Consider the following 16718-nt stretch of genomic DNA (forward strand, 5'->3'; position numbering starts at 1 on the left):
CCGGACGGCCCTCAGTTCACGTAGACCCGGGTGCCGGCGTCGGTGACGGGGGCGTACTTGGCGGTGAAGTACCCGTTGGAGAAGCACAGGGTCGAGCCGGAGAACTTGGTGAACTGCTGGTTGGTGAAGGAGATGCTGCTGTCGGTGTTGCTGGCCGTGCCGGCCAGGCTCGGGGCCCGGTAGACGCAGGTGACGGTGCCGAGCAGGGTGTTCAGCTTGACCGTGGTCTGGATGGTGCTGCCGCTGGGCGGGGTGACCGTGAGGGCGCCGGCCGAGGTGACCGTCGCGGTGTAGGGCAGGTTGTCGATCACGATGCTGCTGACGCCGAGCACGCCGGTGACGTTGCTGGTGCAGCTGCTCGCGCCGAAGGTGTGCCCGGTGACCGACTCGGTGGCCGTGCCGGGGGCGGCCGGGTTGCTGGTGACCTTGGCGGTGAACTGGGAGGTCTTGCAGCTCACGCCGCTGGTGCCGGTCGCGCTGGAGTACAGGGTGGCGGTGGTGCCGGAGGCCAGCGGCGCGGTCAGGGTGTCGCCGACCCCGACGGCGGTGCCGCCGACGCTGCCCTTGGTCAGGACGGCGCCGGCCGCCGCCGAGGACGGGACGGCGGTGGCGACGGTGAGCGCGGTGGCCGCTCCGGCTAAGGCGAGGAGGGTGCGTGTACGCATGCGGGTGCCTCTCTTCTCGAGTGGGGGTGAGGTGGGGCGGGGGTGGGGGGTTGGGGTGCCGTCGATGGGTCGGGGGACGGGCGGCCTGCCGGGACGTGACGCCCCTGCGGTCGGCCGCCGTTGCCGGTCCGTGACGCCTTCTCCGTACGTGACGGACCGGCAGCGGCAGCCGGCCGGTGGAACCGGCGCGGGGCCGGGGGGAAGCGGCCTGCCGGCCGGACCGGACGGTGAACACCCGGACGCGGCGGGACAGGACGGGGCAGGGCGCGAAGAGCGGTGGTGCGTACCGTGCCCGGCGCGGTGCCGGGCGGAGCGGTGCATCAGAAGGGCCGGGAACGCGGCCGACGCCGCTCGGCGGATCCGGCGCCACGGATCCAGGGGAAACCAGGCAGAGTTTTAGACCTGATGAACCGTCAACGTCAAGGGTGAGAACGACAGTTGCCGTACGATCGCAGCGCCGACACCCTATTTTCACAACTCCCTTGACCCTTCAAAGTAACCGGCGGTAACTTCCGAGAAGGCTACTGACGCGTAACGAGAGAGCCCTTGCATCCGCCGGGAGTGCGAGGAGGCGTGCGCGCGACAGCCCGGTCCGCGCCAGGACACCGCACCACTGGAGCCCGATCCGCAATCGATCCACGCCCATGGGAGCAGACATGGCCTCGTCACCGGACTTCTCGTCCGCCGGCAACACCCCCGAGCACGACGCAAGCGGTTCCCCCGAAGTGCCCGGCGCCTCCGGGCGGGGCCGGGTCCGGGCACGCCGGGCCGCGATGATGGCGGTGCCGGCCACCCTGGTCGCCGCCGGCCTCGCGGTGCTGACCGCGCAGGGCGCGCTGGGCGTGCAGTTCGCCATCTCCGGCATGCCGTTCGTGGTCACCGCGGACAAGCTGGAGGGCACCGGGTTCGAGCAGTTCGGCGCGCTGGACAACATGATCGAGGACAGCCCGAACCAGGGGGACACCGGCGGCCAGGAGCTGGTCGTCACCTCGGTGGTGAAGAACGGCACCCTGACCAACCTCTGCCAGAGCGTCGACCTCGGCGGCATCCAGCTCGTCCTCACGGCCGGCGGCGGCGCCAAGCCGGTCGGCGTGACCAACCTGGCCATCGACTCCGACGACATCAAGGGCAACGCCACGTTCAACGGCATCGAGATCGGCCGGGACGCCAGCACCTTCGACAAGGCGGACGTCCAGGGCCCCAAGGGCGTCTACGGCCAGCAGGCCGACAAGGTCGTCATCACCGACCTCTACCAGCACAACTACGCGGCCACCGCCGCCGTGTTCAAGCTGCCGAACCTGCACATGCGGTTCGACGGCGACGGCTGCCCCCGGTGAACCGGTTCCGGCAGTGGAGGGGGCGCCGGCCGTTCGCGGGCGGCCTGCTGCTGGTGCTGGGCGGCGCCGAGATCCTGGTGACCATGAAGGCGCCGCTGCCGGTGATCCTGCACATCGGCATGCAGGGCCTCGCGGGTTATCTGCTGCCGGTGCTGATGATCATCTGCGGGCTGCTGATCCTCTTCAGCCCGGGCCAGCGCCTGTTCTACTCCCTGACCGGGATCCTGCTGTCCCTGGGGAGCTGGCTCACCTCGAACCTCGGCGGCTTCCTCGTCGGCCTGCTCCTCGGCGCCGTCGGCAGTTGCCTCACCTTCGGCTGGCTGCCCGACCAGCCGCCCAGGGTGAGCCGCCGCCGGCGCCGTGCGCAGGCACGGGCGGCGACGGCCCAGGAAACCGGCGAACCGGTGCGGACGTCCGGGGAACCCGTCTAGCGGCGGGGCCCCGGCGTCCGGGGGTCAGCTCAGGCCCGCCGAGTCCAGCCAGGCCTTGGCCACGTCCAGCGGGTCCTTCTTCTGCGACTGCACCTGGGTGTCCAGATCCAGCAGCGTCGCCGTGTCCAGCTTGGCGGAGACGGCGTTCAGCGCGTCGGCGCCCTTCTGCGACAGCGCGCCCTTGCGGACGAGCGGCTGGACGTTCTGGAAGCCGAAGAGGTTCTTCGGGTCCTGCAGGACGACGAACTTCTCCTTGGCGATGGCCGGGTCCGTGGTGAAGATGTCCGCGACCTGCACGGCGTTCTTCGTCAGCGCCGCCTGGGTGAGCGGGCCTCCGGCGTCCAGCGCCTTGAAGGACTTGAACTCGAGCCCGTACACGGACTTCAGGCCCACCAGCCCCTGCTGACGGGTCTGGAACTCCGGCGCGGCGCCGATGGCCAGGTCCTTCGCCACGTCCTTCAGGTCGGCGATCGAGGACTTCCCGTCGAGCCCGTACTTCTTGGCGGTGGCCGCGTTGACCGTGATCGAGTCCTTGTCCTCGGCGGGCGAGGGCTTCAGCAGCGTCAGCTTCGAGTGCAGCTTGGCCTCGATGGCCGACGTGGTCTCCGCCAGCGTCTTCGGGGCGGCCTTCTGGTCCAGGTAGGCGAGCAGCGCGCCGTTGTACTCGGGCAGCACGGTGACGGAGCCGTTCTTGAGCAGACCGTAGGTGGTCTCCCGGCTGCCGATGTTCGGCTTGTAAGTGACCTTGATGCCCTTGGCCTTGAGTGCCTCGCCGTAGATGTCCGCGAGCAGGATGCTCTCGGCGAAGTTGTTGGATCCGACGACGACGCTGTCGCCGCTCGCGTTGCTGTCCGTCAGGGGATTGTCGGCCTTGCCGCCGGAGGAGTTGCATCCCGCCAGCAGCGCCGTCGCCGCCGCGAGGGCGACAACGGCCGCGCCTCGGTTCCTCCGGATGGACCTGCTGATGCGGTTGGTGGAAGTCACCCACCGATCCAATCCAGCCGGTTCCGACCCAGTCAAGCGATCCCGGGTCACCGATTGGCTTCGATCCGCGACCGGCCGGCGGCGCAAGGTGACGGGCCGTCGGCTCAGCCGCTCCTGCGCACCCCCGGCGAGACCGCGATCCGGGACACGGCCCAGAACACCCCCAGGGTCGCCAGCGCCATCCCGACGACCAGGGTGGCGCCGCCGACCACCTTCTCGTAGTCCCTCTGCGCGAGGCCGTCGATGATGTACCGGCCCAGGCCGCCGAAGCTGACGTAGGCGGCGATGGTGGCCGTGGAGACGACCTGGATAGCCGCCGTCCGCAGGCCGCTGAGGATCAGCGGCAGCGCCACCGGGAGTTCCACCTGGAACAGGATGCGCGTCTCGGCCATCCCCATGCCCCGCGCTGCGTCCACCGGGGGCGGGTCGACGGAGCGCACCGCCTCGTAGGAGGTGACGAGGATCGGCGGGACGGCGAGCGCCACCAGCGGGATCATGACCGGCAGCAGACCGAACCCGAACCAGGTGAACATCAGCACCAGCAGGCCGAAGGTGGGCAGCGCCCGGGCCGCGGTGGCGATGGAGGCGAGGGCGTTGCCGCCCCGCCCGTGATGGCCTGTGACCAGGCCGACCGGCAGCCCGATCGCGGCGGCGATCCCGACGGCCTCCAGGCAGTACAGGATGTGCTCGCCGACCCGGGTGGGGATGCCGTCCTGGCCGTGCCAGTGGGCGGCGTCGCCGAAGAAGGCGTGGGCGAAGTCGAGTACGTTCACCGGGCGGCGCCCTTCCGCGGCATCCAGGGGGTCAGCAGGTTACGGACCAGGACCAGCGCCGCGTCGACGAGGATGCCCAGCACCGCGGTGGTCAGCACGGAGTTCACGGCCAGTGGGGGCCGGTGGTAGATCTGCGCGTCGTTGAGCAGGTTGCCGAGGGCGCCCTGGTTGCCGATCAGCATGCCGATGCTCACCAGGGAGATGCTCGACACGGCCGCGACCCGAAGGCCCGCGAAGATGGCCGGCACGGCGATGGGCAACTGCACCTGGAGATAACGCCGTACGGGTCCCAGCCCCATGGCGGTGGCGGCGGCGAGCGTCTCCGGCGGCACCGAGCGGACGCCGTCCACGATCGCGGGCACCAGCACCACCAGGCTGTACACGGCCAGCGGGATCATCACCGTGGTCTCGGTCATGCCGGTGTAGTCGATGAGGAGCACGAAGAACGCCAGCGACGGGACGGCGTAGAGCACGGTGGTCACACCGAACACGGGCGCGTACAGCCAGCGGAACCGCACGCAGAGCTGGGCCACGGGCAGCGCCACGAGCAGCCCGGCCAGCACCGGCAGCAGCGCCTCGCGCAGGTGCAGCCCGATCAGGCCGAACCAGCTGTACTGGAGGTCGCTCGGGATGTCGAAGAAGCCGTTCATCGCGCGGCCTTCGCGTCCTGGCGGTCCTCGGTGTGGGCGGAGCGAATCGCCTCGCCGATGACCTGCTGGGACACGACGCCGACGGCGCGGCCGTCGCCGTCCACCGCCACGGCCCAGCCGGACGGCGACAGGACGGCACCGTCGAGCGCGGTGCGCAGCGAGTCGGTGCCGGGCACGAACGGCCTCCCGTAGGGCAGCAGCCGGTCCCGGTCGATCCGCCCGGCGGTGAGCTCCTCCGGCGCGCCCCAGCCGAGCGGTCTGCCGTCGGAGTCCGTCACGAGGAGGTAGGGGGCGGCGCCGCCGGAGGCCAGCCGCCCGGCGTCCGCGTCGAGCGGGACGACGGGCCCGGTCTGCAGCTCGAGTCCGGCGGAGGAGAAGAAGGACAGCCGGCGGATGCCCCGGTCGGCGCCGAGGAAGTCCTCCACGAACGGGTCGGCGGGGGCGGTGAGCAGCTCGGCGGGCGGGGCGAACTGGGCGAGCCTGCCGCCGGTGCGCAGTACGGCGACCGTCGTGCCCAGCTTGATCGCCTCGTCGATGTCATGGGTGACGAAGACGATGGTCTTGCCCAGTTCGTTCTGGATGCGCAGCAGTTCGTCCTGCAGCCCCTTGCGCACGACCGGGTCGACGGCGGAGAAGGGCTCGTCCATCAGCAGCACCGGCGGATCGGCGGCGAGGGCGCGGGCCACGCCGACCCGCTGCTGCTGGCCGCCGGAGAGCTGGTAGGGGTACCGCTTGGCGAGCGCGGTGTCGAGCCCGACCCGCTCCATCAGTTCCGCCGCCCGGTCCCGGGCCTTCCGCTTGTTCCAGCCGAGCAGGCGGGGCACGGTGGCGATGTTGTCGACGATGGTGCGGTGCTGGAAGAGACCGGCGTTCTGGATGACGTACCCCATCGAGCGGCGCAGGGTGTTGACCGGCTGGCGCCGGATGTCCTCGCCGTCGAGGAGGATGCTGCCCTCGGTGGGCTCGACCATCCGGTTGATCATCCGCAGCGTCGTGGTCTTGCCGCAGCCCGATGGGCCGACCAGGACGGTGATCGCGCGGTCCGGGACGTCGAGGGACAGCCGGTCGACGGCCACCGTGCCGTCCGGATATCGCTTGGTGACTGCGTCGATCCGTATCAAGACGTTGCGCACCCTTCGGTTTCTGGCGGAGCCTCGGCCGTTGCCGGGAAAGTCTAGACGTCGGACGTCCCGCCACCTCGGCGGACGAGCGCCCGCCTCCCGGACGGTTCCCCCTGGCCGCCCGGATACCCCACCATGGGGGATCCGGGCATGGGGAGGGGGGTCTGTGCGGGCGGAGAAGGTCGACGCGTTCGTGCTGACGGCGATCGAGTGCGAGTACCGGGCCGTGGTCGGCCATCTCGGGCCCGGCCGCGACAGGCGCACGGCCGACGGCGCCGTCCACGAGATCGGCCACTTCGCCGGACGGCACGGCCGGCTCACCGTAGGGGTGCAGCTGGCGGGTCCCGGCAACGAGCTGGCGGCGGTGCTGGCCGAACGCGCGGTGGCCCGGCTGCGTCCCCCGGTGCTGCTCCTCGTGGGGGTCGCGGGCGGACGCAAGGACGCGCGGCTCGGGGACGTGGTCGTGGCGGACACCGTCTACGGCTACGAGGGCGGCCGGGACGAACGGGAGGCCTTCCGGCCCCGGATCAAGTCCTGGCCGTCGAGTTTCGCCCTGGTGCAGCGGGCCCGGCTGGTCGCGGCCGACCGGCGCTGGCAGCGGCGGATCGCGCCGCCGCCCGGGGAACCCCCGGCCGCGTACGTCGGCGCACTGGCCGCCGGTTCGAAGGTGGTGGCGCACACCGAGTCGGCGTCCGGCAGGCTGCTCGGCGAGGTGGCGGGCGACGCGCTGGCCGTGGAGACGGAAGGACTCGGCCTGCTCACGGCCGCCCGGGCCAACCCCGGGGTCCAGGCCCTCGTCGTCCGGGGCGTGTCCGACCTGCTGGGCGACAAGGACGCGGCCCACGACCGCCACTGGCAGCCGGTCGCCGCGCGCCACGCGGCCGCGTTCGCCTTCGAACTGCTGGCCTCCCTCGACGCCCCGGCGCGGGCACCCCGGACGCCTGCCCTGTCCACGCGCCAACTGGGCGAGCTGGCGACCCTGTTGCTGGAGGTGCCGGGCATCGGCGCGCCCGCCGCCTGGCAGCAGCTCCTGGACGCCCTGCCCGGCATCGGCGTCCTCACCAGCCGCCAGCACAGCGTCCGTCTGGAAGCGCTGTCGCTGCTGCGGACCTGCGAGTCGGCGCGGGGGTGGGAGCCGCTGATGGAGGCACTGGACGCGCTGTGGCCCGGGACCCCGGCGGTCGAGGAGGTGCGGCAGTACCTGACTGACCATCAACTCATGTAATCGGCAAGTGAGTCGGGAAGATGAACAGTTGCCGGGCGTTCACCCGAATCGCTTGGCCCGGGTCGAGGGCTGTGGAAGAGTGCACGGCCACGAAGGGATGAGAGATGACTGCCTACGGGGGCGGCGGTCTCGGACTCGTACGGGAGTTTGCGGAAGCCTTGGGCAGGTGTGCGAGCTTACAGGAGCGCGGCTCCAGGGCGCTGTGCCTGCGGCTCATGGCCAAGGAGCTCGGCACCCCTCCGCCGGTCCGGGAGTACGACGTGGCGCACTACTTCCTGCTGGAACTGGCCTCGGTGTGCCTGGACAACCCGAGGACGATGCGCGCGCTGCTGGAGGCGCTCACCGCCTTCGACGAGGACGTCGACGAGATCCGTGCGCTGACCGACGGCCTGCTCGCCGACCCCGCCCTCCCGGTCGACGAGGTGCTCTCGCTGCGGCCGCTGCTCCTCGGGTTCGCGCCGCCCAACCTGCCCGCGCTGTGCCGCAGGGCCGTGGCCGACCTGCGGGCGGTGCCCCCCTATCCCGACGCCTGGAGCGCCTTCGAGGGGCTGAGCCGGCTCAACGCCCGCCCGGACGGGCTGCCCCCCACCCTGGCCTTCGTGGAGTTCGTGGCCGCCGAGGCCCCGCACGACCGGAGCTTCGCGCTGCGGGCCTGGAACGACACGCAGGCGCAGGCCCTGTCCCTGCTCACCGAACTGCGCAGCCTGCGGCAGCAGGCGGCGTACGCCTCCAGCCCGGAGCCGGGCCACGCCTACCTGGTGGTGCGGCTGCTGCGCAGGGAGGAACCGGGGCGCTACCTCCTCACCTCGTGGCGCCACTACGACCCGGACGCCCCGGACTCCTGGCGTCCACGGCAGGAGGGGAGCGTGGAGGTGACGCTGGCCGAGGCGGAACGCGAGGTCGAGCGGCTGGTCTTCGAGGCCGACGAGGACTGGGCCCGGGACGCCGACCGCATCCATGTGGAGTTCCTGCTGGGCACGGACGACCTGACACTGCCGGTGCACCGCTTCCGCACCGAGCTGGACAGCGATCCGGTGTCCTACCTGAGCGTCGGGTACTGCGTCGTCGTGCGCAGCCTGCAGCGCAGCAGGACACCCCGCTGGGCCCGCCCCTGGCGGCAGCGCTGGGCGGCGGTCCGGGACACTCCCGAACTGGCCCGGCCGCTCGTGGTGGGCGGACGCCGGCCCGAGGACCCGCGGTGCGGGGACGTCTCCGGGCTCGACGCCCGGCTGAAGGGGGACAGGTCGGTCGGCTGCCTCGTGCTGTCCCGGCCGCCGGAGGGCGCGGGCGAGGGGGCGCGGGAAGCACTCGTCGCCCTGCGGTGCGGGGTGCCCGCCCTCCTGTGGGATTCGCGGGACACACGTGACCTGAGCGCACCGCCGGACGTTGTGCAGTACGACAACGCCTTGCTCCGCGACCTTTCAGGGCTCCGCGAGGCCGTGACAGAATTGCGAACCGAAGCCCACGGGGGTTCCTTGACCGGCCGCGACGATCATCCGGGGCGCCATCTGGTACTCCTGTGGGACGACCCGACGAGGCCGGTCGAGAACCCTCAGCCGTTGACGGGACCGGACCAGGGGGTGGACGGTCGATGACCGGCGCTGCCCAATTCGAGGGGAACGGCACGGGGGCCGGTTCGGCGCGCCTTCCGCGGCCCTGGTGGATCTACCGGGGCACCGGCCTGCCGCTGCGCGACATAGAGCTGGCCGACGTACTGCCCCCGGCCCCGCCCTGGCGGACGTTCACGGGCTCCGCCGCGTCCGCGGACGGGCACGGGGACGGTGGCGTGGGGGCGCCGCTGGAACCGCCCGCGCCGCCGCAGGACGAGGCCGAGCTGCGGCGCAGGCTCGGGGCGACCCGCGAGGGCATGGTGGCCGACCCGACCGAGGTCGACCTGGTGAACGCCGCGCTGATCCTGCGCCGCCCGCTGCTGGTCACCGGGCGTCCCGGCACGGGCAAGTCGTCGCTGGCCTACCGCATCAGCCGGGAGCTGGGTCTTGGGCGGGTGCTGCGCTGGCCGGTCACCTCCCGGACCACCCTCTCCTCCGGGCTCTACCGGTACGACGCCGTGGGCCGGATCCACGCGGCGGCCACGTCGGACTCCCGGGCCGCGGCGCCGGCCGGCGGACCGTCCGGCGCCGCTGACGCGCCGTCGTCCGACATCGGCGCCTTCCTCGAACTCGGCCCGCTGGGAACGGCGTTGCTGCCGCACGCGCTCCCCCGGGTACTGCTCGTCGACGAGTTCGACAAGAGCGACATGGATCTGCCCAACGACCTCCTCGACGTCTTCGAGGCGGGCGAGTTCACCATCCCCGAGCTGGCCCGGCTGCGCGGCCACCGGCCGGTGGTCCAGGTGCGGTCCGACGACCCCGACCGCACGGTCGCGGTCCGGGACGGCCGGGTCCGGTGCCGGGAGTTCCCGCTCGTCGTCATCACCAGCAACGACGAACGCGAGTTCCCGCCCGCCTTCCTGCGCCGCTGTCTGCACCTGCACGTCAGGGAACCCGAGCGGGACCGGCTGGCCGACATCGTGACCGCGCACCTCGGGTCACGGGACGACGATCCCCGGGTCGCGGAGCTCATCCGCCTGTTCGCCGAGCGCAGCGCGCAGGAGAACGGCCTGGCCACCGACCAGCTGCTCAACTCCATCTGGCTGGCGACCTCCGGCGCCTACTCCCGTGGCGCCGACTGGGAGGCACTGCTGCGAGCCGTCTGGCACCGGCTCGACGGCGTGAGAGAGCCGTGACGCGAGGCGGCGGCGCCGAACCGGCCCCCGTGGAGCCGGGGCCGTTCGGCGCCTCGTGGTCCGAGATCGCCGACGCGCTGATCCTGCTGGCCGTCGGGGCGGGCGAGGGCACCGGCGAGCGCGGCTCGGCCGGCCCGCCGCCGGCCCGGCCGGAGCCCGAGGCGGCCGACCCGCCGGCCGACGCCCGGGGAGCGGAGGAGGAGCACGGCGCTCCGCCCTCCCCCGCGCCGCCCGAGCCGGGCGCCGCCCGGGAGGAGGGGGGCGACCCGTCGGCGTACGCTCCGAGCCCGGACGGCGCCGCGCGGGCCGGCGCGCTGCTCGGCGCCCCGGCCGGACCGGCGCCGGGCGGCGTCCCGTCCGGCGGCGGCCCGCACGCGTCGGCGCACAGGGCGGCCTGGCCCCCGATCCGGGCCCGTGAGCTGACCCGGGCGTTACGCCCCTTCAAGCGGGCCACCTCGTCGGCCACGCAGACCGAGCTGGACGAGGAGGCGACCGCGGAGTCCACGGCCCTCAGCCTGCGCTGGGTACCGCAGTTCCGGCCGCTGCGGGAGCGGTGGATGGACGCCGTACTGGTCGCCGACGTCAGCTCGTCGATGGCCGTCTGGCGGCGCACCGTGGGCGAGTTCGAGCAGGTCCTGCGGCACACCGGCGCGTTCCGCGACATCCGGGTGCACACCCTCGACGGGGACCGGATGGAGGAGTCGGAGCCGTCCTGGCGCGTCGGGCGTTCGCCGCTGACCGTGCGGCTGCCCGACCGGGGACGCCAGGTGGTGTTCCTGGTGACCGACGGCGTCGGGCCCGGCTGGCGCGGCGGGCGGGCGGCCCGGCTGCTCGCCGAGTGGACCCGGCACTCCTCGGTGGCCGTCGTGAACGTGCTGGGCGAGGCCGTGTGGCACCGCACCGGCCTGCCCGCGCGCCTGGCCCGGGTCCGTGTCCCGGGGCCCGGCGCGCCCAACAGCGCCTGGCAGGTGCGCGGCGGCACGGGCACGGCGGTCGTCCCGGTGCTGGAACTGGCCCCGGCGTGGCTCGGCCGCTGGGCCCGGCTGGCCACGGGGCTGGCGCCCGGCGCGCACGACGTGTGGGTGACCTCGCCCGGCGCGGGCCGCGATCCGGACCCGGCCGCGGCCGGGGAGCCGCCCCGGGACCCGGTGGAGCGGGTGTCCCGGTTCCGGGCCGACGCGAGCCCGGCCGCCTGGGAGCTGGCCGCGCGCCTGGCCGCCGTCCCGCTCAACATCCCGACCATGGAGCACGTGCTGCGCACCGGCGGGGCACGGACGGGCCCCGGCGAACTGGCCGAGGTCATGCTGGGCGGCCTGCTGCGCAGGGTCGGCGCCGACCCGCTCGACGAGCTGGACGTGGCCTACGAATTCCATGACGGTGTGCGGGAGTTGATGCTCTCCGCTGCCGAGTCGCGGGACGAGACCCGCTATCTCCTGCGCAGCACCCTGGAGCGGCTGGGCCGCAGGTGGCAGCCGCTGCGGGACCTCGGCGCCCTGCTGGACGACCCCAGGTCCTCCCCCGGCGACCTCCCGTTACCCGAACGGCTCATCCCCTACGCGCACGTCCAGGTGAAGGTGGCCCGGGCGCTGAGTGGCCCCTACCTGGAATCGGCGCGCGTGCTCGGACGCCGTTTGGACCAGTCCGCTTCCGCATTCCCGGCTCAGACCGACCAGTCCGAGGTGATAGACGTGACGAACAGCCGCAATTCGGGCATGGATCGACCTCAGGTCGGGGCGGCGGGCGATCGCACGGCGGATGCGCCATCGACCGGCATACGTGACATGCCCGATGCGTCAGATGATTCGATAAGAGGAGCACCAGTGTCAGTCCCCCTCGTCCGGAGCTCTCCGCCGACGGAGGAGCGTCGGGCCGGAGACCCGGCCGTGTGGAACGTCCAGCCCCGGAACCCGAGCTTCACCGGGCGGTCGAGAGAACTCGCCGCGCTCCACCAGAGACTGACCACGGAGGGCGCGACCGCGGTGCTGCCCGAGGCGCTGCACGGCCTCGGCGGCGTGGGGAAGACACAGATCGCCATCGAGTACGTGCACCAGCACGCGCTGGAGTACGACGTCATCTGGTGGATCTCCGCCGAGCGCCCGGAGCAGATCCGCCAGTCGCTCACCCAGCTCGGCGCGGCGCTCGGCCTGGAGACGGGCGGCGAGCAGGAGATCACCATCGCGACGGTGCTCTCCGCGCTCGGTTCCGGCCGCCCCTACCGCCGCTGGATGCTGGTCTTCGACAACGCCGAGGACCCCGACGTGGTACGGCGGTTCTTCCCCGCGCAGAACGCCGGCAAGATCCTCGTGACCTCACGCAACGCACAGTGGGGCCGCATCGCGCGGACGGTCGACATCGACGTGTTCACCACCGAGGAGAGCATCGAGCTGCTCGCGCGGCGCGGCCCCGAGCTGCAGCGGGAGCAGGCGGCGCGGATCGCCCAGGCCCTCGGCAACCTCCCCCTCGCCCTGGAGCAGGCCGCCGCCTGGCTGTCGGAGACCGGCATGCCCGCGGACGAGTACCTGCACATCTTCGAGGACGAGCGCGCGGAGCTGGACTCCCAGCGCAGTGAACTCCTCGCCGCCGGTGTGCCGGTGGACTATCCGGAGCCGGTCGCGGCTGCCTGGAACATGTCCCTCGGCCGGCTGGCGGAGCGGCATCCCGGGGCCCATCAGCTGCTGCAGGTCTGCTCCTTCTTCGCGCCCGAGCCGATCCCCCGCCGCATCTTCGCCGGCGTCCGCGGGGTCGAACTGCCCGCCGAGCTCACCCAGGTGCTGCGCAACCCGGTCAAACTCGGCGAGGCGATCCGGGAGATCAACCGGTACTCCCTGATCAGGATCAACCACCGCGACGGCACCGTCCAGATGCACCGCCTGGTGCGCGCCGTCCTCGTGGGCCGCATGTCCCTCCAGGAGCAGGCCGACATGCGCCACGCGGCACACATCCTGCTCGCCAACTACGACCCGGTGGACGTGGCCCCCGCCAACTGGCCCCGCTACGCGGAACTGCTCGTCCACGCCCGCTTCTCGCGCGCCCTGGAGTGCGACGACGGCTGGGTGCGGGACATGGTGGTCAACATCATCCGCTACCTGCACCGCTCGGGCGACAACCTGACCTGCGCGGAGTACGGCCGTGAGGTGGTCGAGGCCTGGAACGCCCGCCGCGGCGAGACCGACCTGCAGACCCTCAACGTGGCCGGGACGCTCGGACACACCCTTCGCACCCTCGGCCACTTCGCGGAGGCCTCGGACCTCAACGACAGGAGTCTGCGGCTGCTGCGCGGCAGCGTCGGGGACGATCACCCGGACACGCTCGCCGCCATCGGCTCGGTGTCCCAGAGCATGCAGATCCGCGGCGACTTCGGCGCCTCGGTGGAGCTGGAGGAGGACCGCTGGCGCCGCGCCGTCCGCGTGTTCGAGGACGGCGACCCCACGCTGCTGGCCGCCGCCAACGACTACGCCCTGGCACTGCGGCTGGTCGGGAAGTACGCGCAGGCCCGGGACATCGACTCCCAGGCCCGGGACGCCGCCCTCAGGTCGCTCGGGTACGACGCCCTGCTGACCCTGCTGATCAACAGCAACCTGTCCATCGACGTGCGGGAGTCCGGTGACTACCTGCGCAGCCGGGAGATGCAGGAGGAGACCCTCCACCGGGTCCGCAACGTCATCAAGGACCGTGCCGCCCCGGTGAGTCTGATCGCCGCCCGCACCCTCGCCGTGGCCCGCCGCAAGGCCGGGGACCACGCCGGCGCGCTGGAACTGAACGAGGAGACCCTGCGGCAGTACCGGAGCAAGTTCGGCGAGCGCAACCTGAACGTGGCCGCGACCGTGCTCAACCTCTCGATGGACCTGCGGCAGAACGCGGACCTGGAGCAGGCCCGTGCCGTGGGTGAGCAGTGCCTGAACACGCTGCGGGACCTTCTGGGACCGGGGCACCCTTACACGCTCGCCGCCGCCGCCGACCTGGCGGTGACGCGGCGGCTGATCGGCGAGGTGGACGAGGCGCTCGCCGCGGACAAGGAGACCTACGAGGCGCACTGTGCCGCTCTGGGGGCGGAGCATCCGGGTTCGCTGGGCATCGCGATCAATCTGGCGAGCGACCACTACACGCTCGCCGACTACGCCGAGGCGCTCGCGCTCGACGAGCGCACGCTGCCGCTGTGCCGGACGCGGCTGGGGGACGACCACCCGGCCACGCTCGCGTGCTCGATGAACCTGTCGCTCGACCTGCGGGCCCTGGGCCGCGTCGAGGAGGCCCAGCGCCTGCACGCGGACACGCTGGAGCGCTACCGCTCCGTCCTGGGCAACAGCCACCCGGCCACCGTGGGATGCGCCCGCGGCATGCGCGCGGACTGCGACGTGGAGGTGCACCGCTGACCGCGGGGCCGCCCGCCGCACCGGGCGGCCCGCCGGCGTCGCCCCGGGCTCGGAACGGCGACCGTCCGCCTGCCCGGCCGGACGTTCCGCCGGTTCGGCGCCCGTGTCGCCGTTCAGCCGGACATTCCGCCAGGTCGAGCGGCTCGGCCAGGCGTACCCCCGGTTCGGCGGCCACTTCCTCAGCCGGACGCTCAGCCGGTTCAGCCGGACGTTCCGCCCGCTCGGCGCCCGTGTCGCCGTTCAGGCGGGTGTTCCGCCGGAGCCGGCCGCCTCGGCGATCAGCGCGGAGAGTGTCTGCGGCGGCAGTGGGCGGCCGCGCCGCAGCAGCAGTCGGTGCACGGCGGCCACCAGTTCCGGCCGGTGCAGGAGGAGGCCGCGGGCCCGGCCCTCGGGCAGGCTGAGCGCCAGTCCGGCCCAGGCGGCGGGGTCGGCCGGATTCTCGGCGATCAGCCGGCGGTACCCGTGCTGTGCCGCGCCGCGGTCCCCCGCGGCCCACGCGTAGTCCGCCGGGGAGGCGCCGACGCTGCCCGGATCCGCGCGCAGGCGGTCGAAGCGCTCGCGGTCGCCGACGCGGATCCGTACCAGCCGGGTGCGGACGTCCGGGGTGAGCGGTCCCGCCCGCAGGGTCGCACCGGGGAACGCGGCCGGTGCCGGTGCGCCCTCGGCGACGGCGTCGGCCCAGGCCTCGGCCTGCGCGTCGTCGCAGCGCAACTGGGAGAGGCGGAAGACCATCCGGTGGTCGTCGCGGGCCTCCTCGGCGGCCCGCGCCGCCGCCGCCGGCACCGTCTCCTTCAGCACGGCGGCGAGCGAGCCCTCCACGGCGCGCAGGAACCGCTCACCGGCTTCGGTCAGTTCCGCCCGTGCCCACAGCGTGCCCAGGCCCTCCTCCACCTGCCCCCTGCGCAGCGCGCCCTCGAAGTCCGCGGTCGCGCGCTCGGCGTCCGTGAGGCCGGGCCGTTCCCGCAACGCGAACCAGAAGGCGGCCACACCGAGGAAGGCGTAGACGCCGTGCAGCATCCCGCGCAGCGGTCTGGGATCCGCGCGCCAGGGCGCGTAGTGCGTCTCCTCCCGTCCGCCGCGCACCAGCGTGACCAGGTCCATCAGCGCGCTGAGCTTGCTGTGCTGTGCCTCGTGGACCAGGGCGACGGCCAGGTCGACGGGCCGGGCGGGTCGGGTCAGCAGCAGACCCCCGAAGGCCTCGGGGTCACTGCCGCTGAAGACCTCCGCCGGGCTGCGGTCGGGCAGCGGGGTGATGGCCAGCAGGCAGTCCGCCAGGCCTTCGGGATCGATCCGGCGCTGCTCGGCCACCAGCGGCCAGGCCTCCGCGTAGAGCCGTCGCCAGTCCCGCGCCTCGTCCTCGTCCAGCCGCTCGACCGGCAGTCTGCGCAGGAAGTGCCGCCAGGGGTCGAGATCGTCCAGCAGCGGTGCGCCGGCCGGCTCGGCGCCGGGTGACCCCAGCCGCCGCAGCGCCCACCAGCCGGGGGCGTCCCGGGTGAGGTCGGCGGGTAAGGGGACGGTTCCCGAGGAACACCGCACGCCGGAGCCGCGGTGGTCGCGGAACACCTCGGCGACGGGGTCCGCGGGGCGCCCGGGAAGCGTCACGTACCCCAGTGCGGGGAGCAGCACGCCGCGCTCCGTGAGCGGGACGGCGGTGCGGAACGGCACGCGGGCCCGGAGGGCCGCCGCCGCGGCCAGGGCATGCACCCGGGCGGCGTCCCGCAGCACCGAGGGCGCCGGCCCGGGCTCGCCCTCGGCGCGCAGCTCGCGCAGGGTGCGGGCCAGCCAGCCGCCCACGCTGGGGTGGAGCAGGACGGATTCCACGGCCTCACGGTCGGCGCTCTCGGCGGCGGCCAGCAGCTCCCAGGCCTCCTGGGCCGCGGGCAGCGACGGGTGCCACGGGACGCGGCGGTCCGCGCTCTCCACCAGCGCGCGCAGCAGCACCAGCCGTCGGCTGCGCTGCGCGGAGCGGAGGGCGGCGACGGCGTCCCGGCCGCCGCCGCCCTGAGCGAGCTGCAGGAAGTGCCCGCCCCGCAGCCGGTGCCGTGGTCCGGCGGCCGGGCGCGAGCCGGATCCGGCTCCGTTCCTCCCGCCGGAGAGGGTGGTGCCCGCGTCCGTCATGGTTCTCCTCACCATGGACCGGCTCAGGACGAGTGTCGCCGCCCGGTGCTGTGACCCGAAAGGGTTCACCGGCTCACGGCGCCCGGCACGACGCCTCGCCGCGCGGCCGTCCGGCGACACACCGTCCAGGACCCGCGCTAGCAGTTGGCGCTCGACGAACTCCCCAGCGTGGGCGGGTTGTCGACGAGCGCGAGCAGGCGCCGGGCCTCCATGGTCAGACCCGCGGACGCCAGGGAGCCGACTGCCGCCAACGGCACCTCCGAGAGATCCACCAACTCGGTCTCGACATCGGCTG

13 protein-coding genes are annotated in these 16718 nt (G+C 73.2%); 6 read left to right on the forward strand and 7 right to left on the reverse strand.

What is annotated here, in order from left to right; translation table 11 throughout:
- Positions 1-11 precede the first annotated feature (11 nt).
- On the reverse strand, positions 12-665 hold the full coding sequence (locus TNCT1_RS11050) for a Tat pathway signal sequence domain protein (protein ID WP_143630691.1): 654 nt from the start codon (positions 663-665) through the stop codon (positions 12-14).
- A 656-nt stretch (positions 666-1321) separates the two neighbouring features.
- On the opposite strand from TNCT1_RS11050, the gene TNCT1_RS11055 reads away from it, so the two are divergent.
- Together TNCT1_RS11055 and TNCT1_RS11060 are read left to right on the forward strand one after the other, a co-directional pair.
- The gene (locus tag TNCT1_RS11055) at positions 1322-2002 is read left to right on the forward strand and encodes a DUF6230 family protein (protein ID WP_143630692.1); all 681 of its coding nucleotides are present in this window, start codon (positions 1322-1324) and stop codon (positions 2000-2002) included.
- A complete protein-coding gene (locus TNCT1_RS11060) occupies positions 1999-2433 on the forward strand; it encodes a DUF6114 domain-containing protein (protein ID WP_174266233.1) in 435 nt (144 codons plus the stop codon). Before TNCT1_RS11055 ends, TNCT1_RS11060 begins: the two co-directional genes overlap by 4 nt.
- 24 nt (positions 2434-2457) lie before the next feature.
- On the opposite strand, the gene TNCT1_RS11065 is transcribed toward TNCT1_RS11060, so the two are convergent.
- The 4 genes from TNCT1_RS11065 to TNCT1_RS11080 form a co-directional block, all read right to left on the reverse strand.
- Positions 2458-3417 (reverse strand): ABC transporter substrate-binding protein, encoded by a 960-nt coding sequence (locus TNCT1_RS11065; RefSeq protein ID WP_143630694.1) that lies wholly within the window; start codon positions 3415-3417, stop codon positions 2458-2460.
- A 104-nt stretch (positions 3418-3521) separates the two neighbouring features.
- Entirely contained in the window at positions 3522-4190 is a 669-nt protein-coding gene (locus TNCT1_RS11070) for an ABC transporter permease (RefSeq protein WP_143630695.1), read from the reverse strand.
- On the reverse strand, positions 4187-4840 hold the full coding sequence (locus TNCT1_RS11075) for an ABC transporter permease (RefSeq protein WP_143630696.1): 654 nt from the start codon (positions 4838-4840) through the stop codon (positions 4187-4189). Before TNCT1_RS11075 ends, TNCT1_RS11070 begins: the two co-directional genes overlap by 4 nt.
- The gene (locus tag TNCT1_RS11080) at positions 4837-5961 is read right to left on the reverse strand and encodes an ABC transporter ATP-binding protein (protein WP_174266247.1); all 1125 of its coding nucleotides are present in this window, start codon (positions 5959-5961) and stop codon (positions 4837-4839) included. Before TNCT1_RS11080 ends, TNCT1_RS11075 begins: the two co-directional genes overlap by 4 nt.
- Positions 5962-6127: 166 nt before the next feature.
- On the opposite strand from TNCT1_RS11080, the gene TNCT1_RS11085 reads away from it, so the two are divergent.
- The 4 genes from TNCT1_RS11085 to fxsT all read left to right on the forward strand — a co-directional run bounded on the left by TNCT1_RS11085 (position 6128) and on the right by fxsT (position 14305).
- Positions 6128-7186 (forward strand): phosphorylase, encoded by a 1059-nt coding sequence (locus TNCT1_RS11085; RefSeq protein ID WP_160160389.1) that lies wholly within the window; start codon positions 6128-6130, stop codon positions 7184-7186.
- 104 nt (positions 7187-7290) lie between these two features.
- Positions 7291-8781 (forward strand): hypothetical protein, encoded by a 1491-nt coding sequence (locus tag TNCT1_RS11090; protein ID WP_235902519.1) that lies wholly within the window; start codon positions 7291-7293, stop codon positions 8779-8781.
- Positions 8778-9932 carry a MoxR family ATPase gene (locus tag TNCT1_RS11095; RefSeq protein ID WP_143630699.1) on the forward strand — a complete coding sequence of 385 codons (1155 nt, stop codon included), beginning with the start codon at positions 8778-8780 and terminating at the stop codon, positions 9930-9932. The genes TNCT1_RS11090 and TNCT1_RS11095 overlap by 4 nt, the downstream gene beginning before the upstream one ends.
- Positions 9929-14305: an FxSxx-COOH system tetratricopeptide repeat protein gene (gene fxsT / locus TNCT1_RS11100; protein WP_235902521.1), complete on the forward strand. Its 4377-nt coding sequence runs from the start codon at positions 9929-9931 to the stop codon at positions 14303-14305. Before TNCT1_RS11095 ends, fxsT begins: the two co-directional genes overlap by 4 nt.
- A 240-nt stretch (positions 14306-14545) precedes the next feature.
- Here the strand turns inward: fxsT and TNCT1_RS11105 are convergent, their stop codons facing one another.
- Both TNCT1_RS11105 and TNCT1_RS36650 read right to left on the reverse strand, forming a co-directional pair.
- Entirely contained in the window at positions 14546-16423 is a 1878-nt protein-coding gene (locus TNCT1_RS11105) for an HEXXH motif domain-containing protein (RefSeq protein ID WP_160160390.1), read from the reverse strand.
- Between the two features lie 137 nt (positions 16424-16560).
- Positions 16561-16695 carry a hypothetical protein gene (locus TNCT1_RS36650; protein WP_268894164.1) on the reverse strand — a complete coding sequence of 45 codons (135 nt, stop codon included), beginning with the start codon at positions 16693-16695 and terminating at the stop codon, positions 16561-16563.
- Between the last annotated feature and the right edge of the window lie 23 nt (positions 16696-16718).

It is taken from the genome of Streptomyces sp. 1-11 (assembly GCF_007176755.1).
Classification (GTDB): Bacteria; Actinomycetota; Actinomycetes; order Streptomycetales; family Streptomycetaceae; genus Streptomyces.